Raw genomic sequence first — 24,661 nt, 5'->3', positions numbered from 1 at the left:
TTTTAGCTTAATCTCATGTCAGAAACCGAAGCTCCTGTCGGAATCATTGGGAATACATTATTTTCTTTCTCTACCATAACTTCTAAGAAATAAGAGTCTTTTGAAGCCATCATTTCTGCAACGGCTGCATCCAAATCTTGTCTTTGAGTTACTTTTTTAGATTTAATATGATATCCTTCAGCGATGGCAATGAAATTTGGATTAATCATTTTAGTTGAAGCATAACGATTATCAAAAAACAATTCCTGCCATTGACGTACCATTCCTAAAAACTCATTGTTCAGCACTACTATTTTTACTGGAACCTGTGATTGAAAGATAGTTCCTAACTCCTGAATGTTCATTTGAAAACCGCCGTCTCCAATAATAGCTACAACTTCACGGTCTGGTCTTCCCATTTTGGCACCGATAGCGGCTGGCAAAGCAAACCCCATTGTTCCTAAACCTCCAGAAGTAACATTACTTTTGGTTGAATTGAATTTAGCATAACGGCAGGCAAACATTTGATGCTGACCAACATCTGAAACAATAATTGCATCACCTTTTGAATGCTTATTAATCATTTCCATGGTTTCGCCCATTGAAATTCCTTTTCCATTTGATGGAGAAAGCTCTTCTTTTATAACGGCATCTAATTCAATTTTGTATTTATCTTTGAACTCATTATGCCAAGAATCATGTACTTTCTTGTCAATTAATGGAATCAAAGCTGTCAATGCTTCTTTAACATCGCCCAAAATAGCAATATCTGTTTTTACGTTTTTATCCACTTCTGCAGGATCAATTTCGAAATGAATTACTTTGGCTTGTTTAGCATAAGTTGCCAAATTCCCTGTAACCCTGTCATCAAAACGCATACCTAAAGCAATCAGTACATCACATTCATTAGTCAAAAGATTTGGACCGTAATTACCGTGCATACCTACCATACCTACATTTAAGCGATGATCCGTAGGCAATGCTGAAAGACCTAAAATAGTCCAAGCAGCAGGAATTCCAGATTTTTCTACTAATCTTTTCAATTGTTCTTCTGCCTGACTTAGTATAATCCCCTGACCAAAAATAATGTATGGCTTTTTGGCATTATTAATCAAATCTGCAGCATCTTGTACTTTTTTAAGATCTAATACAGGTTTTGGATGATAACTTCTAATTCCAGTACATTTTTCATAACTAAAATCTAATTCATCAAACTGGGCATTTTTAGTAATATCAATTAAAACTGGACCTGGACGGCCAGATTTAGCAATATAAAACGCCTTGGCAATAATTTCTGGAATTTCATGAGCTTCTGTAATCTGGTAATTCCATTTTGTTACCGGAGTTGAAATTCCGATAATGTCAGTTTCCTGAAAAGCATCAGAACCAAGCAAATGTTTTCCAACCTGCCCTGTAATACAAACTAAAGGCGTTGAATCGATTTGAGCATCTGCTATACCAGTTACTAAATTTGTTGCTCCTGGTCCTGAGGTAGCAATTGCAACCCCAACTTTACCTGTAGCTCTTGCAAAACCTTGTGCTGCGTGAGCTGCACCTTGTTCGTGACGCACCAAAACATGATGCAATTGATCTTGAAATTTATATAATTCATCATAAACCGGCATAATTGCTCCGCCCGGATAACCGTAAACCAAGTCTACACCTTCTGCCAATAAACATCTAATAACGGCTTCTGCCCCTGATATTTTATTATTTTCCATTTTATATTTTTTTAGCTTTTTGCAATTTCTGTTTGCTATAGCCTTTTTTGTCTCTGTTTTATTACCACCAAAGTGGATTTTTATTATTTATCGGTAACACATCCTGTTGATGCGCTTGACACAGATCTTGCATATTTTAAAAGAACACCTTTAGTTGCTTTTAAAGGTGGCTGCACCCAATTGGCACGTCTTTCTGCAAATTCTTCTTCACTAATTTTTAAATCGATGGTATTCTTAACTGCATCAATAGTAATTACATCACCATTTTTAACTAACGCAATTCCTCCGCCATCATAAGCCTCTGGTGTAACGTGGCCAACCACGAATCCATGTGAACCTCCAGAGAATCTGCCATCTGTAATTAAAGCAACACTGCTGCCTAAACCGGCGCCAATAATGGCTGATGTAGGTTTTAGCATTTCAGGCATCCCTGGACCACCTTTTGGTCCACAATACCTAATGACGACTACATTACCAGGTTTTACTAATCCTTTTTCTATACCTGGAATCACTTCGAATTCACTTTCGAAAACGACAGCTATACCTTCAAAATATTCTCCTTCTTTTCCGCTAATTTTAGCAACAGCACCTTCTTCTGCAAGATTACCGTATAAAACTTGGATATTTCCAGTAGATTTTAATGCTTTTTGAATTTCAAATACTACCTCTTGCCCATCTTGCAGATCAGGAACGTTAGCTAAGTTTTCAGCAATTGTTTTTCCAGTCACAGTTAAGCAATCGCCATGAATGAGACCAACTTTCAGTAAATATTTCATTACAGCTGGAACACCACCAACAGCATGCAGATCCTCCATCATATATTTACCGCTTGGTTTCAAGTCAGCAAGTACGGGTGTTCTATCATTTATTGCCTGAAAATCATCTAATGTGATTTCAATATCTACTGAATGAGCCATAGCAATCAAATGCATAACCGCATTCGTTGAACCTCCAAGAACGGCAACAATTGTAATCGCATTTTCAAAAGCCTTACGAGTCATAATATCTCTAGGCTTGATATCTTTTTCCAGCAATATTCGGATGGCTTTTCCAGCATCATCACATTCTTTTCTTTTTTCTTCGCTCAAGGCAGGGTTTGACGAACTGTATGGCAGACTCATTCCCAAAGCTTCAATAGCTGAAGACATGGTATTAGCAGTATACATTCCCCCACAGGCCCCAGGACCAGGACAGGAATTTTTAATCACTCCAGTAAAATCTTCGTCTGAAATTGTATTTTGGAACTTTTTTCCTAATGCCTCAAAAGCAGAAACAATATTTAAACTTTCTCCTTTCCACTTTCCAGAATGAATAGTACCTCCATAAACCATAAGAGCTGGGCGATTTACTCTTCCCATAGCAATTAAGGCACCAGGCATATTTTTGTCACAGCCAGGAATAGCAATCAAACTATCATACCATTGCGCTCCCATAACCGTTTCAATAGAATCGGCAATTACATCACGGGAAACCAATGAATAGCGCATTCCTTCAGTTCCATTTGAAATTCCATCACTTACACCTACAGTATTAAATATCAATCCAACAAGATCAGCATCCCAGACTCCTTTCTTTACATCTTTAGCCAAATCATTCAAGTGCATATTACAAGTATTTCCTTCATATCCCATACTTACAATTCCAACTTGTGCCTTTTTCAAATCCTCCTCAGTCAAGCCGATTCCGTACAGCATAGCCTGAGCCGCTGGCTGCGTTACATCTTGCGTAATTGTCTTGCTGTATTTATTTAATTCCATTCTGTATTAATTAGTGTATTTAATTTTTTATTTAAAAAAAAGCCTCCCAAAATTATTTGGGAGGCTTCACATATTTTTACATATATATCTATACCAATCCCTTTTCATATGTGATAATCACAATGACACTTAATACTAAAAGGACGTTGATAATGTGTTTCATTTTTGTTTTTTTGACTTTGCAAAAGTACAAAACAATTCCAAAATAAAAAACTTTTTTACCAACAAACTAACAGCAATTAGTGATAAAACGCAACCTTTTATGATTTTTATTAATTAAACGATAGTTGACTGTCCTATTTGAACATTATCATTTTTAAAATATAAATCATCTTTACTTAATATGACATTTGAAATAAAATCTCCAACATCATTAGTACCAAATCTTGAATCTGGATTCAGATCAATAGTAACTACTTTATATTCAATAGCTTTTTCAACAGCTTCGTAAACTTTTCTCGCTTCTTTCTGCAGACCAAAATGTTCTAACAGCATTGCAGCAGATAAAATTGAAGCAATCGGGTTAGCAATATTTTTCCCTTTTGCCTGCGGGTAAGAACCGTGTATTGGTTCAAAAAGAGCTTTGCTTTCTCCAACTGATGCAGATGCCATCAAACCTATAGATCCCATAATCGCACAAGCTTCATCTGATAATATATCACCAAATAAATTTTCTGTTAAGATTACGTCATATTGTTTAGGATCAGTAATAATCTGCATCGCAACATTATCAATGTATTGACATTCTAATTTTACATCTGGATACTGCTTAGCAATTTCTTTAACTAATTTTCTCCACAATCTAGATGTTTCCAGCACATTAGCCTTATCAACTAATGTTACTTTTTTTCTTCTGCTCTGAGCCGCTTTAAAAGCCTGGTGTGTAATGCGGTTAATTTCATTTTCTGAGTACTCACATATATCAGAAGCAAAAGTTCCTTCGTCATTTATGACTTTATCGCCATAATACGATCCACCCGTTAATTCTCTGTAAATCACAAAATCAACGTTTTCGATTACTTCTTTTTTTATTGGAGAAGCATCCAGAAGATTTTTAAACGGTCTTATAGGCCGAATATTTGCAAAAAGCCCCAATTCCTGTCTTAACTTCAATAATCCCTGCTCCGGACGTACTTTAGCTTCGGGATTGTTATCATATTTAGGATTTCCAATAGCACCGAACAATACCGCATCTGTGTTCAGACAAAGATTTAAAGTCTGCTCAGGCAAAGGATTTCTGGTCTTTTCTATAGCAACAGCGCCAATTAAAGCATCTTCAAAAATAAATTCATGATCATAGGCAACACTTATAGCATAAAGCGCTTTCTTAGCTTGTAAGATAACCTCTGGACCGACACCATCACCTGAAAGTACTGCTATTTTTAAGTTCATAATTATTTATTTTTAAGTATTATTTCTGCTAAAATTTAATTAACATATATATTGCTGGCTTCAATAATCTGATGAATATCACTATCCAATACTTCTTTTTTAATATCAGCAAATTTTAAAAACTCAATATATACGATATCTAATTGTGTTTTTGTAAGCTCATAACCAACTTTTTTAGCTCTGTATGCCAAAGCTGCTCTTCCGCTTCTTGCAGTAAGAATAATAGACGACTCATTGACACCAACATCCAATGGATCCATGATTTCATAAGTGGCTCTATTTTTAATCACACCGTCCTGATGAATCCCAGAACTGTGAGCAAAAGCATTAGCTCCAACGATTGCTTTATTCGGCTGAACGATCATCCCCATACTTTCAGAAACCAATCGGCTCATTTCGTTCAGTTGCTTACTGTCAATATCTGTATATAAATTCAAATAAGGATGCTGTTTAAAAATCATAACCACTTCTTCAAGTGCTGTATTTCCAGCTCTCTCCCCTATTCCGTTAATAGTACACTCAATTTGGCGGGCACCATTTACAGCTCCTGCAATAGAATTTGCAGTTGCCATTCCCAAATCATTATGACAATGACAAGAAATAGTAACATTATCAATTCCTTTTACATTTTCTTTAAGGTATTTTATTTTTGCACCGTACTCTTCTGGCAGACAATATCCTGTAGTATCCGGGATATTAAGAACTGTAGCTCCAGATTTGATTACTTCTTCACAAACTTTAGCCAAAAATGCATTATCAGTTCTACCTGCATCTTCTGCATAAAACTCTACATCTTCAACATACTTTTTTGCGTGGGCAACAGCGTGTTTTGCTCTGGCAATCACATCCTCTGGCGTAGTCTGCAGTTTATGGATAATATGTGAATCAGAAGTTCCTATTCCTGTATGGATTCTAGGTCTAACTGCATGTTTTAAAGCCTGAGCCGCTACATCAATATCATTTTCTACTGCTCTGGTAAGACCACAGACAGTTGCGTTTTTTACAATTTTACATATCTCTGAAACAGATAAAAAATCACCTGGACTAGAAACAGGAAAACCAGCTTCTATGATGTCTACTCCCATTTCGTCAAGGCGGTTGGCTATAACGAGTTTTTGATTGGTGTCTAATTTACATCCTGGGACCTGTTCACCGTCTCTTAAAGTGGTATCAAAAATTTGGACTTTCTCTCTATTCATTTTAATTTATTTAATGTAATTTCACATCTTAAAACAAAAATAGTTTTCATTTACTCAAAACTAAACCTACTTTTAAGTAAATATACTATTTGTAACGCAAAAAATAACAAATCATTAATCTGATAATCAACAAGTTAAACACTTTTATAATACAATGGCTAACCATCAAAAAGATTTTTTATTTGTATTAATAAAATCCCTTTCCAAATCTGAAAAAAGACAATTTAAAATTTTTGCCAGCCGCTTAGAGACAAGTTCAAACACTAAGTTTATCGAATTATTTAATATTCTGGACAAATCGGAAACATATGATGAAAAACTGATATTAAAGAATGGCTTGATTAAAAAAGTACAGCTGTCGAACCTCAAATCGTACCTGTACAAACAAATTTTGGTGAGCATTCGCTTAAATATTCCCAGTCAAAACATCCGTTATCAGCTTCGCGAACAGATTGACTTTGCAGTAATCCTATATAATAAAGGACTTTACAAGCAAAGTTTAAAAATATTGGATAAAACCAAACAGCAGGCTATCGAAAATGATGAAAAATACATGGCTTTTGAAATTGTTGAATTTGAAAAGCTGATCGAATCACAATACATCACCAGAAGTATTCAAGGACGGGCTGACGAACTGGTTATACAAGCCAAAGAATTGAATTACCGCAATACTATTTCGAGCAAATTATCCAATTTGTCGCTTCAGCTATACGGGACAATGCTTAAAACAGGATATGTAAAAAGCGATGCCGAATACAAGTACATAGATGATTATTTTGTTAAGCACATTGCGCGTTTGGATCAGTCAAAATTTGGTTTTAGAGAAAAATACTGGTTCTACAATGCCAATCTGTGGAGAAGTTTCTTGGTGCAGGATTTCCTTTCCTGTTATAAGTTTGCTACTAAATGGGTGACTCTATTTTATGACAACAAAAATATGATTTTCCTAAATCCGGTTTTTTTTCTAAAAGGAAATCACTATCTGCTTGAATCATTATTCATGCTAAAATACAAAACCAATTTTAAAAAATATTTAAATCTTTTGGAAGAAACCATCAGTGATCCGCGATTCCCTGTCAATGACAATATTGCTTCACTTTCATTCCTATATATTTATAACAACAAATTAAACTATCATATACTGGAAGGAACTTTTGCCGAAAGCGAATATCTCATTCCTGAAATTCTGAAAAAAATTAAAATACACAATGAGCATTTAGACGAGCATCACGAAATGATGTTCTATTACAAAATTGCCAGTATTTATTTTGGAAATGAAAAGTACCAGGAATGTATTGTGTATTTAGAGAAAATCATCAATAACAAAAATCTGTATGTTCGGGAAGATTTAGCATGCTTCGCGCGTTTATTGTGTTTAATCGCTCATTATGAATCAGGTAAAGATTTTAATTTAGAAAGTCAGCTGTTAAGTACTTATAAATTTTTAATCAAAATGAACGATTTACATGAGGTGCAAAAAGAGATTATACGTTTCCTGAAAAACTTAAGCAACTTATATCCAAGTGACATTAAGAAAGAGTTCATCAAAATGAGGGAACGCTTTATTGAATTAGAAAAAAGCACTTATGAAAAACGTGCTTTCCTTTACCTTGATATTATTTCTTGGCTGGAAAGCAAAATTGAGAACCGTAAAATAAGCGACATCATAAAAGAAAAAGCAAAGCTGAGCAACAGGTAAAGAAGCAAAATCATCAAAAAATAAAATCCTTATTTTTACAAAAAAAACATCATATGAATTTTCTAAAAAAGTTTTCTCCTTTTTATAATCTTGCGCTTTTCTACATCGCAGTAAGTTTTGTTTTGCGCATTGTCTTGATATTTCATCCTATAACGCAGACTAATTTTGTTTTTCTGGATACCATGAAAATTTTCTTCATTGGCTTGATTTCAGATGCATTTGTGTTTGTTATAGCTTCTGCTTTTTTATGGCTGTACCTTATTTTTATCTCCAATTCCAAATATTATAAACCTTGGGGTTATATTATTTTTGGAATTTTCATTGCACTGCTGCTTTATATCGCCTCAGGAAAAACAATTCTGAATGAATATGGCGGTGCTCTGCCAAAAATCGGAATGATTTTCGTTGGTCTTAAAACACTGTTATTTGGACTTCTTCTATTTTTACCAAAACACCGAGATAAAATTAGATTTTGGCTGTTCTCATTTGTAATGTTTTTATACGTTGTGCTTATTCTTCAAAATGGCATCAGTGAATACTTTTTCTGGAATGAATTTGGGGTTAAATACAATTTCATCGCTGTAAATTATTTGGTTTACACCAATGAAGTAATCGGAAATATTATGGAATCGTATCCAGTGATTCCTCTGTTTTCAGGATTGTTTTTAATCGCTGGAATTGTGACTTATTTTATTGTCAAAAGAACCAGAAATTATATTGACGAAATTCCATCTTTTACCGATAAATTAAAAGTATCTGCAATTTATCTTGCCTTGTTTGCTTTGGCTTTATTTGCAGTTCCTTCGTTAGCCAAAAAAGAAAACTCTCAAAATGTTTTTACCAATGAACTGCAGGCAAATGGAATGTATCGTTTCTATTTGGCGTTCATGAACAGTGAATTGGATTATTTTAAATTCTACAAAACGCTGCCAGAGAAAGAAGCTTTTGCTTTGTTAGGAAGACAAATTCCGTCCATTTCGGGTGAAACTACTTTACGAACAATTAAAAGTGATGCTGCCGAAACTCCAAAAAATGTAGTTTTAATCACTATAGAAAGTTACAGCGCCGATTTTATGAAAGCATACGGTAACGATCAAAATATCACTCCTTTCTTAGATGATTTAGCATCAAAAAGTTTACTATTTACTAATTTATATGCAGTGGGGAACAGAACTGTCCGCGGTCTTGAAGCGGTAACTTTATGTTTTCCTCCTACTGCCGGCGAAAGTGTAGTCAAAAGAAAAGATAATAAAGACAAATTTTCTACGGGTTCTATTTTTAAACAAAAAGGATATAACGTAAAATACCTTTACGGAGGTGATGCTTTTTTTGATAATATGGAAGACTTTTTTACCGGAAATGGTTATGACATTATAGATAAAAAAACATTCACCCCAGAAGAAATTACTTTTGCTAACATTTGGGGAGTTTGTGACGAAGATATGGCTAATAAAGCCATAAAAACAATGAATACCGAAGCTAAAGAAGGTAAACCTTTCTTTAATCATTGGATGACTGTGAGCAATCACCGTCCATTCACGTATCCAAATGGCAAAATTGACATTCCGGGAGATGCAAAATCCCGTGACGGAGGTGTAAAATATACCGATTATGCTTTGAGAAAATTCTTTGAGATGGCGAGCAGACAGCCTTGGTTCAAAAATACGGTATTTGTAATTCTTGCTGATCACTGTGCATCAAGTGCAGGAAAGACTGAACTTCCTGCTGATAAATACAGAATTCCAGCAATGATTTACAGCCCAGGATTTATTCAGCCACAAAAATATACCAATTTGATGTCGCAGATCGATGTTATGCCTACACTTTTCGGTTTACTGCATTTTAATTACCAAAGTAAATTTTACGGTCAGGACGTTTTAAAACCCGATTATAAACCAAGAGCCTTAATTGCAACGTATCAGGATTTAGGATTAATAAAAGATAATGTTTTAACCATTATTTCTCCGAAACAAGCGGTAAAACAGTTTCAACTGACATTAAAACCAGATCAAAAAACAGCTCCTGAGTTCCAGATTTATTACGATCAGGTTCCTTTGAAAACAGAACGAACTGATCTTGTAAACGAAACGATTTCATACTATCAGACAGCTTCGGATATTTTGAAGAAAAAGAACTATCAAAAGCTGAACTAAACCACTATGGACTGAAAGTCCATAGATTTCAGACTGAAAGTCTCAAGTTTGTATTATGAAAATTAATGAAATTTTGCCACAGATTACAGATAAAAAATGATTTTAAAATCTGTAATCTGTGGCAAAAACTTTTTTAGAAGCTAAAGCGAGATGCACTGAAAGTGAATAGTTTTAAACTCTATTTGAGACCAATAAATCATCAAATTTAAAAACACAAAAAAGCCTGTAAATATTGAGATTACAGGCTTTTTTGTGTTTCTTAATTCGGCTTAAAAATCATTCTCACTTTCCAAACCAAAAAGTTTACCGGTTTTCCAAAGCTTTAAATCACTTTTCAGATTCTTTTTATTGCGCTCTGTCAATTCTTTAGAATCCAGCTCTTCAAGATTTGGTTTTCCTGCATTAACCCAGGCTGTGTACCAAAAATTAGCTGTAGAAACAATTGCTTTGCGCATTTGCTTTTCAACCATCCCATTCAAAGCTGTATGAAGCTGCGTTACATATTCTTTTGAATATATTAAATCGCCATACTTATTTTTTGCAGGATTTCCTTTTTCATCTTTGTCAAATACCTTGTCAGGTGCAAAGCTTGCGCGAAGTGTTCTATCGATCAGCAAAAGTGGTTCAACTTGACTATGCGAATCATTTATCATGTCCCAAGTCGCTTTTTCAATATTATCAATATATTTAGCTTCGCCTGTATAAAAATTATAATCTTTACCAAACATTTCCGGCATACGGGATTCAAACATAGAGTGAATTCCTTTTTGATTGGTAAGCTGTCCATCATGATTCGCAGAAGTATGCAAAGGCATGTTAGCATCGCCAATATAATGAGCCAAATCGCCAGCTATAAACAAAATCTCAGTCTTTCTTTTGTCTTTCATAGCTTTGGTCAGCTTGGTCATCATTTCCTGAATATACCATCCTACAAAACCATTATCATTCAAAAACTTCTCACTGTATTTTTTCTTAGCGTCTTCAAATGAATGCGGAATAGAATCCATAGATCCAAAATTCTCCATATCCATATAATGACGTGGCCCTTCTGCTTTATCACGAAGCGTATATTTGCGTAAATCCGGCACAGTTGATTCCTGAGTTATAAAATCAATATGATTGTAAAAAAATGTCTGCATTGGTTTTGGCAAAGCCATAACCGCAGCGTTATTAATATGTTCGTGACCAAAAATACCCCAAGATAAACTGACAAAAGCAAGACCGATTGCTGAGAAAGTAAGAACTCTTTGTTTTAATTTAAATTTTTTCATTATATTTATTTAATTGAAATACAAAAGTATTTTTTTTAAACATAAATTAAGCATTTTGTGTTTAATTTTATGTTAAGCCAAAGAAAAATAAATTAAAATGTTTAAACATCAAGGCAAAAACAGAACTTCAAAGCATAATTTACGTCTTGCCATACTATTATCTTTCATAGCTGGTATTGTTAATGTAACTGGAGTTTTAGCTGTAAAGACGCTGACAACAAACGTCACGGGACATTTTGCCTATTTTGCAGAAGAAGTTACTAAAAAAGATTATCAAGCTGCTATTGTGTTTTTAATTTATACGCTGTTCTTTTTAGCGGGAGCTTTTACATCTAATTTTTTGGCCGAATTGGTTTCCGAAAAAAAGCAGAATCTTTCCCATCTTCCAGCAATAGCTATCGAATTTATTATTTTGGTCACCTTGGGGCTTTTAGAAATTAGAACTGATTTGAATTTACTTGATGAAAAATGGATTGCTTTTGGTCTGCTTTTTGCAATGGGAATTCAAAATGCATTAGTCACCAAAATTTCAAAATCAACCGTAAGAACAACGCATTTAACTGGACTCTTTACAGATTTAGGCATTGAGCTGTCTCAACTGTTTTTTTACAAAAAACCAGAAGAGCGAAAAGCCTTAAAAACCAGCATTTATTTAAGACTGTCTATTATTTCTTTTTTCTTTCTGGGGTGTTTCTCTGGCGGTTTTATTTACGGATATTTGGCTCTAAAAACATTATTAACCGCAGCAGCTTTTCTATTGATCGCCCTTTATTACGATTACATCCGATTGCATTTTATTGCGATTAAACGAAAGAAAAATCCGTTTTAGAAATACAAAATCACTAATAAAGTTCCAACAGCAATGCTTATCCAAAGTAATACTCCCTGAAGTAAAGGCATCAATCCTACCGATTTCAAGACGGAGCGATTCAAGCCCGCTCCTATCAAAAACAGGGTAACAACAAGTCCTGTTTTGGCAGCCGAAACCAAATGTGGAGCAGCATTCGCAACTGGAGAAAAATAAGTATTGCAAACCATTGCCAAAATAAACAATCCAATAAAATATGGAATTTTCACTTTGCGGGTCTTATTTTTAAAAACAAATGCGGTTATCAAAGTAACTGGAATAATCCACAAAGCTCTGGCTAATTTTACTGTTGTGGCTGCCTGTAGAGCTTCCGCTCCGTATTTATTTGCAGCACCAACCACAGAACTCGTATCATGAATCGCAATTGCGCACCACAAACCAAAATCGTTCTGTGACATTTGCAGCCAATGTCCAATTACTGGAAATGCAAACAACGCAATAGAATTCAGAATAAAAATCACTCCCAACGCAACTGATGTCTGCTTATCATCTGATTTTATAACTGGAGCGATTGCAGCAATGGCGCTTCCGCCGCAGATGGCAGTTCCGCAGGAAATAAGATGAGCCGTTTTCTTCTCTATTCTAAACCATTTACCCAGTAAAGTTCCTAAAACGATAGTTGCTGCAATAGAGCCAACCGTAAAAAAAAAACCTTCTCTTCCTGCTGCGGCTGCACTGTTAATATTCATACCAAATCCCAGTCCCACTACTGAAACCTGCAATAATATAGTCGTTGCCTTATGATTTAAATGCAAAAAAGGATGTCCGGAAAGATTAGCTGCAATTAAACCTAGCAGCAAAGCTATCGGAGGAGAAATAATTGGAAACAAGCAAAGAATTAACAGCAAAACAAAAATAATCTGCTGTACTGTCGGACTGATTTTTAATAAAATTGGGGCATTAAAGCTTTCGGTTTTCATTCTATGTCGCTTTTTTAACAAAACAAAGGTCTCTATAAAAAAGCGGGAACACCAATCGTTAAAAATAATCCACTATAACTTTAGATTATAATAACTCGAAATGTTTTTTATTAATAATTCAGAAAGAGAATCTGATTTTCCCTGTAACGTAATGATATAAAAATAACGTTCAATCGTCAGACCATCAATATCAATTACTTGCAATTCTTTATTTTTTAACTCCTTAGACACAGCATGTATTGACATAAAAGCAACACAATCTGAATTCAGCAGATACGATTTTATACTTTCGGTACTTCCTAACTGCATTTCGATCTGCAGCTGATCAATTTTTATATTGAAAGGTTTTAAAGCATATTCAATAACTTCAAGTGTTCCAGAACCTTGCTCCCGGACAAGAAAACGCAGCGATTTAAGATCAGATGGAGCAATTTCCTTTCTCTTAACCAGCGGATTATTGGAATTACAAACCAAAACCAGCTCATCTCTAATGAACTGCGTGTATTTTATGGACGGATTCTTGGACTGCCCTTCTACAATTCCTATTTCAATTTCTTTGTTCAGCAGAGCGTTTTCAATTTGCTCTGTGTTTCCGTTAAGCAAATTTACTTTGACTGCTTCGAGTTTTTGGTGAAAACGGGCCAAAAGCGGCGAAATAATGTATTGTGCAATTGTTGTGCTGGCACCTAAACGCAGCAGACCTTTTCGCTCATTACTAAAAGTGCTTAAATCAAAATCGATTTCCCTGTAAATTTCAAAGATATTTTTGGTATGCTTCAATAAAGTTTCACCGGCATTTGTCAATGCAATCTTCGAACCGTTTCTTTCAAAAAGCTTGGTTTTGTATTCTTCCTCCAATTCCTGAATGTGCTTGGAAATGGCTGGCTGCGTGATAAATAATTCCGAAGCCGCTTTAGTAAAACTCAATCGGGTTGCTACAGTGAAAAAAACTTTTAGTCTGAAATCCATTATTGTATTATTTATTAGCTGATAGCGATTAGCTGATAGCCATATCAAACTTAATATTTTAATATACTTGTTGCTATCTTATCCGCTCTGGAAGAATAGGCCACAGATTGTACAGATTAAACTGATTGACACCGATTTTTAAATTATTTATAGTGACAAAAATTCCAATTCTCTCCCTTTAGCCCCGATTGCAGTGAAAATCCTTGTATGCCGGGGTTCGGCATACAAGATTGCAACGGAAAGCGGGCCCATATTTACTGAAAATGCCTAATCTTTCTGCTCCAAAAAAGAATCTAAATTGATAATCTTTGAATAATACCTAACAGGTTTTGAAAACCTGTTAGGAGATCGCAATCTGTTTTATTACAAATCAGTTTTTAAAACCGCGCCGCTGCTGGCATTAGTAACCAAACTTCTGTACTGTCCTAACCATCTTGAGGTTAATTCTTTTTTCAAAGGAACAAATACCGCTTTTCTTTTGGCAATTTCTTCATCTGTTAAATTCACAGACAAAATGTATTGGTCAACATCAATATGAATCTCATCACCATCTTTCAACAATCCAATCATACCGCCTTCGGCTGCCTCTGGGCTTACGTGCCCGATACTTGCTCCTCTTGTTGCACCGCTGAATCTTCCATCGGTAATTAAAGCAACTTTGGCTCCTAGTCCCATCCCCATAATCAATGAAGTCGGCGCGAGCATTTCCTGCATTCCCGGACCTCCTTTTGGCCCTTCATATCGAATAACAACAACGTTTCCAGCTCTTACTTTACCGCCTAAAATTCCGTCAATCGCTTGCTGCTGTCCGTCGAAACATACGGCAGTACCGGTGAAAACTCTATCGCCCGTAATTCCGGCAGTTTTAATAACAGCACCCTGTTCTGCAAGATTACCATATAAAATTGCAAGACCGCCCACATTTGAATACGGGTTATCAATGGTGTGAATGATATTGGTGTCTTTGATATATGCGTCTTTGATTTTTTCTAGTACCGTTTCGCCTGTAATTGTAAGGTTATCCAATAAAATATCATCGCCGCGTTTTGTCATTTCTTTCATAACGGCATTAACACCGCCGGCTCTGTTGATGTCTTCCATGTGAACGGTTGACAAACTTGGAGAAATTTTGGCAATATGCGAAACTCTTTTGGAGATGCTGTTGATATCCCCAAGGTTAAAATTAACATCGGCCTCATTGGCAATTGCCAGCATGTGCAAAACCGTATTGGAACTTCCTCCCATCGCCATATCTACCGCAAATGCGTTTCTTACAGCATTTTCATTAAGAATATTTCTAAGTCTGAACTTCTTAGTTTGTGCCTCATCTTTTGCAATTTCACAAATTCTTCTGGCAGCACTTCTGTAAAGTTCTTCACGCTCCTTTGTTAATGCCAGAATCGTTCCGTTTCCAGGAAGCGCAATTCCCATAGCTTCCATAAGCGTATTCATTGAGTTTGCTGTAAACATACCCGAACAGCTTCCGCCGCTAGGACAGGCATTACACTCAATATCTTTCAATTCTTCATCGGTCATTTCTCCTGCTTCGTGCTTTCCAACAGCTTCAAAAGCAGTAGCTAAATCAATCGGCACACCGTCTTTGGTATGTCCTTTTTTCATTGGTCCTCCGCTCACAAAAATTGTCGGAACATCGACTCTTAAAGCCCCCATTATCATACCCGGAACAATTTTATCACAGTTTGGAATTGCAATCATAGCATCCAATTTATGTGCATTCATAACGGTTTCGATAGAGCTTGCAATAAGCTCACGTGAAGGCAATGAAAAAAGCATTCCGTCATGTCCCATCGCAATTCCGTCATCGACACCGATTGTATTAAATTCAAAAGGAACACAGCCGTTTGCTTTAATTTCTTCTTTTATAATTCTTGATACCCTGTCCAGAAAAAAGTGCCCCGGAATAATCTCAATATAGGAATTTGCAACGCCAATAAACGGTTTATCAAAATCTTCATCAACCAATCCAGTTGCTCTAAACAATGATCTATGCGGGGTTCTTTGGTTTCCTTTTTTTACTTCATCACTTCTCATAATTATACTCTCCTAAAATTCTTTTATTATAACTTAATTTATTTTTTCAATTGTATGACTAATCATTTAAACTACAGCATCCCGTTATACTTGCGGACAAACCATTCTGCTGAAAGAAAAACAGCAATCAAAATCAGCATCCATTTCCAGTCAATCAAAGGCGATTTGGTCACAACATCTTTCTGAATCGCTTTGTATTCTTCGTTTTCCAGCAATGTTTTAATTAATGTATCGATTTGATTCGGGTAAAAAGCTGTCCCTTTCGTTTGTGTAGCCAGTTGCTTCAATTTCTGAACATCCGGATTTACAAACTGTTTTTCAATATCGAAATCCAGAATCTCAAAATGCCCTGAATATGATGCTTTTGAATTCAGTTCTTGTACCGAAAAATTATAACTGCCAGCAGCAAGTCCGTCAAGATTTACTTTGAAAGTATTGTTTCCTTTCAAAAAATCAAAATTTTTGGTCTGTTTGGTTTTAACATTTGTTACAGCGATTGTCAAACTCGCTTTATCATCAAAATCATAATTCTTGTTGAAATATTGAGCTGTAATCTCTATAAATTCACCAGTGTTGTAAAAATTTTCGTGATTGACAACCAATGATTTTTTAGCATTCGTAGAAGCCAAATACTGCATAATCTTATTGACAAAAACATCATATTTATCAAAAGACTGGTTATCAACATGGCTTTGCAGACGCCATTTCCAGCTGTTTTCTCCGAATAAATAAGCAGATCTTCTGCCTTGATTTTCCGTAAATGAAAGCAAAGGCGCTTTGGTATCTATATTTCTAATTTTAGCAGAAAGCAAGACATCGACATTTCCATTTGTGCTAATTGAACCATAGCTGTTCTGCAAAGGAGGAAAACTTTCGAAACCAAAATTATCAACTGCAAAAAGATTGAACTTCGAATCAAAACCAGCCAGATAATCTTCTGACTGACCACTCATTTTGAAAACAAAATTGCTTTGTCTTTGGTTCAAAAATGAAAAATCTGTTACTGTTCCTGTTATGATAAACGTATTCAGGCGGGCTTTTTCATTAGCATCAAAAACTGATTTAAAAGCTGTAGTCGGCTGATATAAAATCAAAACATTGTAATCCTGTAAAGACTTTATTTCGTTTGGCTTAACAACAGTTACTTTGTGCTGTGAATTAGATTCAATTGCTCTTTTTAAAGCTCCAATATCTGGATGATTTATTACCGAAACAATGGCTACAGACGTTTTTTGATCCATAACTTCCACAGCAAAATTTTTACTGTTATTGAAGGTGTTTTTTTCACTTTCCTTAGAATCAATTTTCGCTTTATAAATCTGCAGTCCTACTTTCTCGGCAGGCAAAAGCACATTTACAATTGCCGTTTTCTTTGATGGTGAAAAAGAAATATTTTGTTTATGCAGTACCTCATTTCCTTGACTTATACTAAAATTGGCAGTCACATTTTTAGTCCCGGAATACTGCAAAAATACTTCTGCCGGAAATTTATTCTTCAAAAAAGCATATCTATTTACATTCAGCTGATTGATTTTTAAATCCAGAACTTTGGTCGTATCGCCCAAAACCACAGGATACACTTTATTGTTTTCACCAAAACTGTAAACATAATCATTTCCAGAAGTCTGGTTTCCATCAGTAATAATAACCGTTGGATAAAATGCGTTTTTGTAGATACTCTTTAAGTTTTTGGAAACCAAATCTATATTGGTTTGATTTCCTTTAAAATTCAGACTGTCCGACTGCCGAAAATCAGTATCAAAAAGATACGTCTGCACCTCAAATTTTTCCTGAATCGCTTTATTCGAAGTGATTTTTTTAAAAATTTCTACAGCATTTTCGTTCGCTTTTAAAAACGAAACAGAACTTGAATTATCAGCCACAATAGGCAGCGGTGTTTTTATAATTTCCAGTTTACTCGTTGTGATAATTGGATTTATCAGCAACAGCAGAACTAAAAAAACACTTAAAAAACGCAAAAAAGCCAAAAACAAACCAACTTTCGATTTGCTTTTGACTTTGTATATATATTGAAAAAACGACAAACTACCCGCTATTAATAAAGAAAGTAGAAGTAATAGAATCGTGCTTGCTGTCATATTTATTTAGTTTAAGTTTGTTGTTTATAGTTTTTAATTGCAGGACAATAAACAACAAACCATAAAACAATTAACTTTCTAAGTAAGCATACCTCCGCAAACATTCAGTACCTGGCCAGTAATGTAAGCACTCATATCAGATGCTAAAAACAGACAGGCATTGGCAACATCTTCTGTAGAACCGCCTCGTTTCAAAGGAATGCCTTCTCTCCATCCTTTTACAACATCTTCACTTAATTTGGCAGTCATTTCAGTTTCAATGAAACCTGGAGCAATAGCATTGCAGCGAATGTTACGAGAACCCAGCTCCAAAGCTACAGACTTTGTAAAACCAATAGCACCTGCTTTTGAAGCAGCATAATTTGTTTGACCTGCATTTCCAGAAACACCAACAACCGAACTAATATTAATGATAGAACCTGCACGTTGTTTCAAAAACGTTTTTTGAATTGCTTTTGTCATATTGAAAACTGACTTCAAGTTAACATCGATAACTTGATCAAAATCAGCTTCTGACATACGCATTAATAAATTATCTTTTGTAATTCCAGCGTTGTTTATCAAAATATCTACTGTTCCAAATTCAGCCAAAACAGCATCCACAAAAGTCTGCGCTTCATTAAAATCAGCAGCATTGGATTTGTATCCTTTAGCTTTAATTCCCAATGCATTCAATTCGTTTTCTAATGCCTGTGCAGATTCTGCAGATGAACTATAAGTAAAGGCAACATTTGCTCCGTTTTTTGCAAAAACTTCAGCAATTCCTTTTCCAATTCCACGACTTGCGCCAGTAATAATGGCTACTTTTCCTTCTAGTAATTTCATATTTCCGTTAATATTTATTTTTTATTAAGAGCTATTCCTGCTATCCGCTTCAATCTTTTTATTTTTAAAGAAAAAACAAAAAGGATTTCTACTGCTATCAGGGCTAGTTTACAAAGGCCAAATATAACAATAAATTACGGATAGCAAAAAATTGCTGTTTCAATTAATAAGCGGTAATCTGAAGCCTCAATTAAATTTACCTGCCTCTTTTTTAAAATTTTAAAAAAAAATAAAATAAATACAAATATAATTGATACAACAACTATATTTGCGTCAAATAAATTTTATATGAAAAAAAATCCAACCGGAACCGTTCTTTATACCATTGAATTAGCAATAAAAGAGTATAGAAAAATAGCACAGAGAAATATTGGAAAAATTGTAAGTGATATAACTGTTGATCAATGCTTATTGCTAATAATCCTAAATAAAAATCCAGACTATTCTCAAAAAGAATTAGCAAAATTAATTTTTAAAGATAATGCTTCAGTCACCAGAATAATTGAATTGATGGTAAAAAAAGATTACATAACTAGGAAAATCAACGAATTAGATCGAAGAAAATTTAGCCTTGAAATCACCGAAAAAGGAAAAAACACAATAGAATTATTATCACCAATTATACTACAGAACAGAGAAACTGCTCTCGATGGTTTAACACAAGATGAAATAGATTTACTAGACAAAACACTCCATAAAATAATCTTAAACTGTAAAAAATAAAATGGCAAAAATCAATCAATTCCTTAAATCAGCTCAAACTCTACTATTTTTCTTTTTCCCACTATTAATCTTTGCACAAAAAGACGTATCAGCTAATCTTGCAAAATATATGCAGGCGCAGGTTGATGTAAATAATTTTAGCGGAACGGTTCTTGTGTCCAAAAACAGCACCATTTTATTAAAAAAAGCATACGGTTTAGCTGATTATGAGTGGAATATTAAAAACACCATAGACACAAAATTTCAATTGGCTTCGGTAACCAAACAATTTACTGCTACAGCTATTCTTCTACTAGTAGAACAAAAAAAATTATCCCTTGCTGATAAACTAAGCAAGTTTTTTCCCGATTATCCAAAAGCCGACAGTGTTACCATTCATATGTTATTATCGCATACTTCAGGACTGGCTTTAGGCTTTAAAGAATTAGCCTTAAGCACTATTAATGCTGATTCTGCCTATTCTGAAATAAAGAAAATACCTTATGAGTTTTCCCCAGGAACTAAAAGCGCTTACAGCAATATAGGGTATTACTTGTTGGCTAAAATTATAGAAAAAGTTTCAGGCGAAAAGTATGCCGTTTTTTTAAGGAGAAATATATTTGAAAAGGCAGGAATGAAAAATACAGGTATTAGCAATAATGATTCGATAATTTCAAAAAAAGCGAAGATTTATTGCCGAACAGAAAAAGGTTTCATTCATAATCCTTATATCAATTGGACGGTTAACATAGGACATGACGGCGTTTATTCCACCGTTGAAGATTTGGCTTTATGGGACAAAGCGCTGTACGGAACGACAATTTTATCAGCAGAAATGAAAAATCTCATGTTTACTCCCCATAGCGACGAAAATTGGGGATATGGTTTTATAATTAATCCGTTTTACAATCACGGACATCAATTGATTGCTCACGACGGAGGTTTTTTTGGCACAATGACTTCTTTTAACCGATTTACAGATGACAAAATATTTGTGACAGTACTTTCTAACAACGAATCCTTTTCATATATTATTGGCTATGGACTTTCAGCAATTGCATTGCAAAAAGAAGTAGAACTTCCATACAAACATCATCAAATACAAATAGACACTGCAGTATATGATAAATACACAGGCAAGTATGGCAAAATTGAAATACTAAAAATTAACGGTAAACTTTACTATAACGATACCGAAATGGAACTACTGCCTGAGTCCAAAACGAAATTTTTCAGAGCAGACAATAACGACAGGACATTTGAATTTATTCAGGATAAATCTGGTACTTTCAATTCTATACTATTAACTAAAGGAGGAGTTAAAGAAAAAGTGAAGAGAAATATTCCTTAAAAAATAGTGCCTAATTCATCATTTTAATTCTACAGTCCAGTAAAATCATTATTTAATTCAACTGGGATGCCACAATAAAAACAATAGCAAGTAAAGCCAGAAACAGTCCAATAATATTGCGTTTAGTAACTTTTTCCTTAAAAACAAGAATTCCTGCAAGACTGCCAATGACAATAACTCCCATATTCATTCCTGCAAAAACGGTTGATGGATTTTGGGCAAATGCTTTGTGGGCATTAAGATAAAAGAAAATATTTCCGAAGTTGAAAACACCAACTAAACCTCCGAAAATGACACTTTTGAAATCTATTTTTACTTTTTGAAAAAGTATTTCATACCCGTTGAACAGCATCATTATAACAAGTGAAATAAAGAAAAGTACAAATAACGAAGTAGTAAAAGAAAGTGCAGCTGTGAGTGCAATCTGCTTAAACAGAATATCAATTATTCCAAAACCAAGCAGTACAAGGGCCGGATAAATCCATTTGTTTTCCTTGTTATCTGCGGGTTTATCCAAAATGAGCACTATCGCTGGAAAAGCAAACAAAAGCGCTGTCAGTTTGAATCCGCTGAATTGCTCGCCAAAAAAAAGCCAGGCTCCTAAAATAGAAATAATCAGTGATAACCGCTGAGCAGCATCAGTCTTTACGATTCCCATATGTTTTATTGAAGCTGCAAGAAAAAGAAACACCACCGGAAGCAAAACGCCTAACGGAAGCAGAATTTCCCAAGGTGAAGAAGCATCCAAAACAGTTAAATCCGGACTAAAGAAAAAGTAACACAGCGCCAAAGCAAAGACATAATTATAAGCCACAATTTGTGCTGAAGGTACTTTATAGGTTCGGGCAATTTTGAAAATCGCTCCCACTGTCACACTGCAGATCACACTCAGAATAAGAAATAGCATAGTTCCTGTTTTTTGTTTCCGCAAAAATAGTGTTTAAACCTAGAATGAACATTAAATTCAAGTATCAACAATTGCAAATCATAATTATTGCAATTGTTTTTAATCAATTTTATACTATTTTTAATATTATTTAAGTTCTATACAACTAAATTGCACTAAAATAAACTGAAATGGAGAACATAAAAATACTTTGGGTCGATGATGAAATCGATTTGCTCAAACCACATATATTATTTCTGGAGAAAAAAAACTATAGCGTTACTACCTGCAATAACGGCCGTGATGCGGTAGATATTTTTGAAGAAGACAATTTTGACATTGTTTTTCTGGATGAAAATATGCCCGGAATGAGCGGTTTGGACACTCTTTCTGAAATGAAGGAGAAAAAATCATCAATTCCTGTGATTATGATTACCAAGAGCGAGGAAGAACATATAATGGAAGAAGCTATTGGTTCAAAAATTGCCGACTATCTTATCAAACCAGTAAATCCAAACCAGATTTTGCTGAGTTTGAAGAAAAACTTAGACAATTCCAGACTGATTTCGCAGAAAACAACTTTGGATTACCAAAAAGAATTCCGAAAAATTACGATGGAATTGGCTATGGTCAATTCCTATGAAGACTGGGTGGAATTGTACAAAAAACTGCTGTTCTGGGAATTGGAACTCGAAAACATCAATGATCAGGGAATGATCGAAATTCTGGAATCCCAAAAAGCAGAAGCCAATTCACAATTCGGGAAATACATTGAGCGCAATTACGAAGATTGGTTTGCCCCAAAAGCAGACAAACCAGTTCAGTCTCATAATTTATTCAAAGAATTAGTTGTACCGGAAATTCAGAAAAAAGACAAGCCTGTACTTTTCATTGTAATCGATAATCTGCGTTATGATCAATGGAAAGCTTTTGAAAGCGTGGTTGGCAACTATTATAAACTCGAAAAAGAAGTTCCGTATTTCTCCATACTCCCTACTGCTACCCAATATGCCAGAAATGCCATTTTCTCAGGATTACTGCCGCTTGAAATGGAAAAACAGTTTCCGCAGTATTGGAAAAACGATCCTGACGAAGGCGGTAAAAACTTATACGAAGCCGAGTTTCTAACAGCACAAATCAAGCGTCTGAGACTGGACATAAAAGAAGATTATTTTAAAATCACCAATGTCACCGGCGGAAAAAAACTCGCCGAAAGCTTTAAATCATTGAAGGATAACGATCTTGTGACCGTGGTTTATAATTTTGTTGATATGCTTTCACACGCCAAAACCGAAATGGATGTGGTAAAAGAGCTGGCTTCGGATGACAAAGCATACCGTTCTCTTACATTGAGCTGGTTCAAAAACTCTCCATTACTGGAAATCATTCAGCAGGCACAAAAACTGGGATTCAAATTGATTCTGACCACCGATCACGGTACTATCAATGTAAAAAACCCATCAAAAGTAGTAGGTGATAAAAACACCAGTTTAAATCTTCGTTACAAAACAGGACGCAGCCTGACTTACGAACAAAAAGACGTTTATGCCGTAAAAGAACCAAAACTTATCGGTTTACCTGCTATAAATATGAGCAGTTCTTATATTTTTGCAAAAAATGATCTGTTTTTGGCCTATGTAAACAACTACAATCATTATGTGAGTTATTACAAAAATACATATCAGCACGGCGGAATCTCACTGGAAGAAATGATTATTCCTTTCTTGGTTTTTAATCCGAAATAGCGAAAAAAATAACGATTTTCAGTTTTCATAATATTAAGATAATATTGAGAACTGCAATTAATATAAATTTATCAATTAAGAGAAGACCTAACAGGTTTTAAAAACCTGTTAGGTCTAAAAAATCACAATTAATAAAAAAAATGACCATCATATTTTCAATTGAACAGCTTCCAGAAACCGCACAGCAGATTTTAGACCAAAATCCAAATAAAGTAATCCTTTTTAATGGAGAAATGGGTGTTGGAAAAACCACTTTAATCAAACAGCTATGCAAAACACTGGGTGTTCAGGACGCTACCAGCAGTCCCACTTTTTCATTAGTAAATGAATACCAAACCAGCAATAATCAGACAGTATATCATTTTGATTTTTACCGATTGAACAAAGAAACCGAAGCTTTGGATATGGGCGTAGATGATTATCTGTACTCAGGAAACTGGTGTTTTATCGAATGGTCTGAAAAAATTGCTAATTTGATTCCAAAGGAACATACTGTAATAAATATAGAATTACTGCCAACAGGCGAACGTTTATTAGAATTAAACTAGAAAAAATTATGGTATCAGATGCCAATAAAGTCGAGATAATTCCTTTTTCAGCCGAATTAAAAGAACATATCAAAATCTTAAATCTGGAATGGCTTCACAAATACTTCAAAGTGGAGCCAAAAGATGAAAAAGTTTTATCCAATCCTCAAACCGAAATAATAGACAAAGGCGGAATGATTTTCTATGCTCGGTACAATAACAAAATTGTCGGTACAGTTTCTTTGCTGAAAATTGATTACGCAGTATTTGAACTTACTAAAATGGCTGTTTCTGATGGAAATCAAGGATTAGGCATTGGTAAAAAGCTGATGGAACATTGCCTCAATAAAGCAAAAGAAAATGGTATCCAGAAATTAATCCTGTATTCCAATCGAAAATTACTGCCGGCACTCGCTTTATATGAAAGTTTTGATTTCATGGAAATTCCATTGGAAGAAGGTATATACGAAAGGGCTGATATCAAAATGGAAAGAAATTTATTCTAAATCCATACTGCTTGTGTATTTAATTAGGCGTTCCAAATAT

At 34.8% G+C, this 24,661-nt stretch carries 19 protein-coding genes; 8 read left to right on the top strand and 11 right to left on the bottom strand.

The annotated features are described in order from the left end of the window. Positions 1-2: 2 nt before the first annotated feature. The 4 genes from ilvB to IRZ80_RS18540 form a co-directional block, all read right to left on the bottom strand. A complete protein-coding gene (gene ilvB / locus IRZ80_RS18555; protein ID WP_194643461.1) occupies positions 3-1,700 on the bottom strand; it encodes a biosynthetic-type acetolactate synthase large subunit in 1,698 nt (565 codons plus the stop codon). A gap of 83 nt (positions 1,701-1,783) precedes the next feature. Then, positions 1,784-3,457: a dihydroxy-acid dehydratase gene (gene ilvD / locus IRZ80_RS18550; protein ID WP_194643459.1), complete on the bottom strand. Its 1,674-nt coding sequence runs from the start codon at positions 3,455-3,457 to the stop codon at positions 1,784-1,786. A gap of 276 nt (positions 3,458-3,733) precedes the next feature. Continuing rightward, the gene (gene leuB, locus IRZ80_RS18545; protein ID WP_194643457.1) at positions 3,734-4,849 is read right to left on the bottom strand and encodes a 3-isopropylmalate dehydrogenase; all 1,116 of its coding nucleotides are present in this window, start codon (positions 4,847-4,849) and stop codon (positions 3,734-3,736) included. A gap of 35 nt (positions 4,850-4,884) precedes the next feature. Then, on the bottom strand, positions 4,885-6,048 hold the full coding sequence (locus tag IRZ80_RS18540) for a 2-isopropylmalate synthase (protein ID WP_194643455.1): 1,164 nt from the start codon (positions 6,046-6,048) through the stop codon (positions 4,885-4,887). A 154-nt stretch (positions 6,049-6,202) separates the two neighbouring features. On the opposite strand from IRZ80_RS18540, the gene IRZ80_RS18535 reads away from it, so the two are divergent. Further along, positions 6,203-7,747, top strand: a complete 1,545-nt coding sequence (locus IRZ80_RS18535) for a hypothetical protein (RefSeq protein WP_194643453.1) — start codon at positions 6,203-6,205, stop codon at positions 7,745-7,747. Between the two features lie 53 nt (positions 7,748-7,800). Further along, a complete protein-coding gene (locus tag IRZ80_RS18530) occupies positions 7,801-9,900 on the top strand; it encodes an LTA synthase family protein (RefSeq protein WP_194643451.1) in 2,100 nt (699 codons plus the stop codon). A 269-nt stretch (positions 9,901-10,169) separates the two neighbouring features. On the opposite strand, the gene IRZ80_RS18525 is transcribed toward IRZ80_RS18530, so the two are convergent. Beyond that, on the bottom strand, positions 10,170-11,171 hold the full coding sequence (locus IRZ80_RS18525; protein WP_194643450.1) for a zinc dependent phospholipase C family protein: 1,002 nt from the start codon (positions 11,169-11,171) through the stop codon (positions 10,170-10,172). Between the two features lie 97 nt (positions 11,172-11,268). Here IRZ80_RS18525 and IRZ80_RS18520 point away from each other — a divergent pair, with 97 nt between their 5' ends. Next, positions 11,269-12,000 (top strand): YoaK family protein, encoded by a 732-nt coding sequence (locus IRZ80_RS18520; RefSeq protein ID WP_194643448.1) that lies wholly within the window; start codon positions 11,269-11,271, stop codon positions 11,998-12,000. Here the strand turns inward: IRZ80_RS18520 and IRZ80_RS18515 are convergent. From IRZ80_RS18515 to fabG, 5 genes are all read right to left on the bottom strand, one after another. Then, positions 11,997-12,959 (bottom strand): YeiH family protein, encoded by a 963-nt coding sequence (locus IRZ80_RS18515; protein ID WP_194643446.1) that lies wholly within the window; start codon positions 12,957-12,959, stop codon positions 11,997-11,999. The two genes, IRZ80_RS18520 and IRZ80_RS18515, sit on opposite strands and share 4 nt — an antisense overlap. Positions 12,960-13,031: 72 nt before the next feature. After that, entirely contained in the window at positions 13,032-13,928 is an 897-nt protein-coding gene (locus IRZ80_RS18510; protein ID WP_194643444.1) for a LysR family transcriptional regulator, read from the bottom strand. 363 nt (positions 13,929-14,291) lie between these two features. Beyond that, positions 14,292-15,980: a dihydroxy-acid dehydratase gene (ilvD, locus tag IRZ80_RS18505; protein ID WP_194643442.1), complete on the bottom strand. Its 1,689-nt coding sequence runs from the start codon at positions 15,978-15,980 to the stop codon at positions 14,292-14,294. A gap of 71 nt (positions 15,981-16,051) precedes the next feature. After that, positions 16,052-18,079, bottom strand: a complete 2,028-nt coding sequence (locus IRZ80_RS18500) for a hypothetical protein (protein WP_194643440.1) — start codon at positions 18,077-18,079, stop codon at positions 16,052-16,054. Positions 18,080-18,157: 78 nt separating this feature from the next. Further along, a complete protein-coding gene (gene fabG / locus IRZ80_RS18495) occupies positions 18,158-18,904 on the bottom strand; it encodes a 3-oxoacyl-[acyl-carrier-protein] reductase (protein WP_194643438.1) in 747 nt (248 codons plus the stop codon). Between the two features lie 288 nt (positions 18,905-19,192). Here fabG and IRZ80_RS18490 point away from each other — a divergent pair, with 288 nt between their 5' ends. Both IRZ80_RS18490 and IRZ80_RS18485 read left to right on the top strand, forming a co-directional pair. After that, on the top strand, positions 19,193-19,627 hold the full coding sequence (locus tag IRZ80_RS18490) for a MarR family winged helix-turn-helix transcriptional regulator (RefSeq protein WP_194643436.1): 435 nt from the start codon (positions 19,193-19,195) through the stop codon (positions 19,625-19,627). A gap of 1 nt (position 19,628) precedes the next feature. After that, positions 19,629-20,957, top strand: coding sequence for a serine hydrolase (locus IRZ80_RS18485; RefSeq protein WP_194643434.1), 1,329 nt, complete (start codon positions 19,629-19,631; stop codon positions 20,955-20,957). 52 nt (positions 20,958-21,009) lie between these two features. Here IRZ80_RS18485 and IRZ80_RS18480 read toward each other — a convergent pair whose 3' ends face one another. Further along, complete coding sequence (locus IRZ80_RS18480) at positions 21,010-21,864, bottom strand: EamA family transporter (protein WP_194643433.1); 855 nt, start codon at positions 21,862-21,864, stop codon at positions 21,010-21,012. Between the two features lie 170 nt (positions 21,865-22,034). On the opposite strand from IRZ80_RS18480, the gene IRZ80_RS18475 reads away from it, so the two are divergent. From IRZ80_RS18475 to IRZ80_RS18465, 3 genes are all read left to right on the top strand, one after another. Then, positions 22,035-23,588, top strand: coding sequence for a bifunctional response regulator/alkaline phosphatase family protein (locus IRZ80_RS18475; RefSeq protein WP_194643431.1), 1,554 nt, complete (start codon positions 22,035-22,037; stop codon positions 23,586-23,588). A 140-nt stretch (positions 23,589-23,728) separates the two neighbouring features. Further along, positions 23,729-24,136, top strand: coding sequence for a tRNA (adenosine(37)-N6)-threonylcarbamoyltransferase complex ATPase subunit type 1 TsaE (gene tsaE / locus IRZ80_RS18470; protein ID WP_194643429.1), 408 nt, complete (start codon positions 23,729-23,731; stop codon positions 24,134-24,136). Between the two features lie 8 nt (positions 24,137-24,144). Beyond that, positions 24,145-24,621, top strand: coding sequence for a GNAT family N-acetyltransferase (locus IRZ80_RS18465; protein ID WP_194643427.1), 477 nt, complete (start codon positions 24,145-24,147; stop codon positions 24,619-24,621). Positions 24,622-24,661 lie beyond the last annotated feature (40 nt).

Origin of the sequence: Flavobacterium sp. HJJ (assembly GCF_015351475.1) — a bacterium.
Classification (GTDB): domain Bacteria; phylum Bacteroidota; class Bacteroidia; order Flavobacteriales; family Flavobacteriaceae; genus Flavobacterium; species Flavobacterium marginilacus.
The sequence above is the reverse complement of the archived record's forward strand: the minus strand, read 5'-3'. Positions and strand labels throughout refer to the sequence as shown.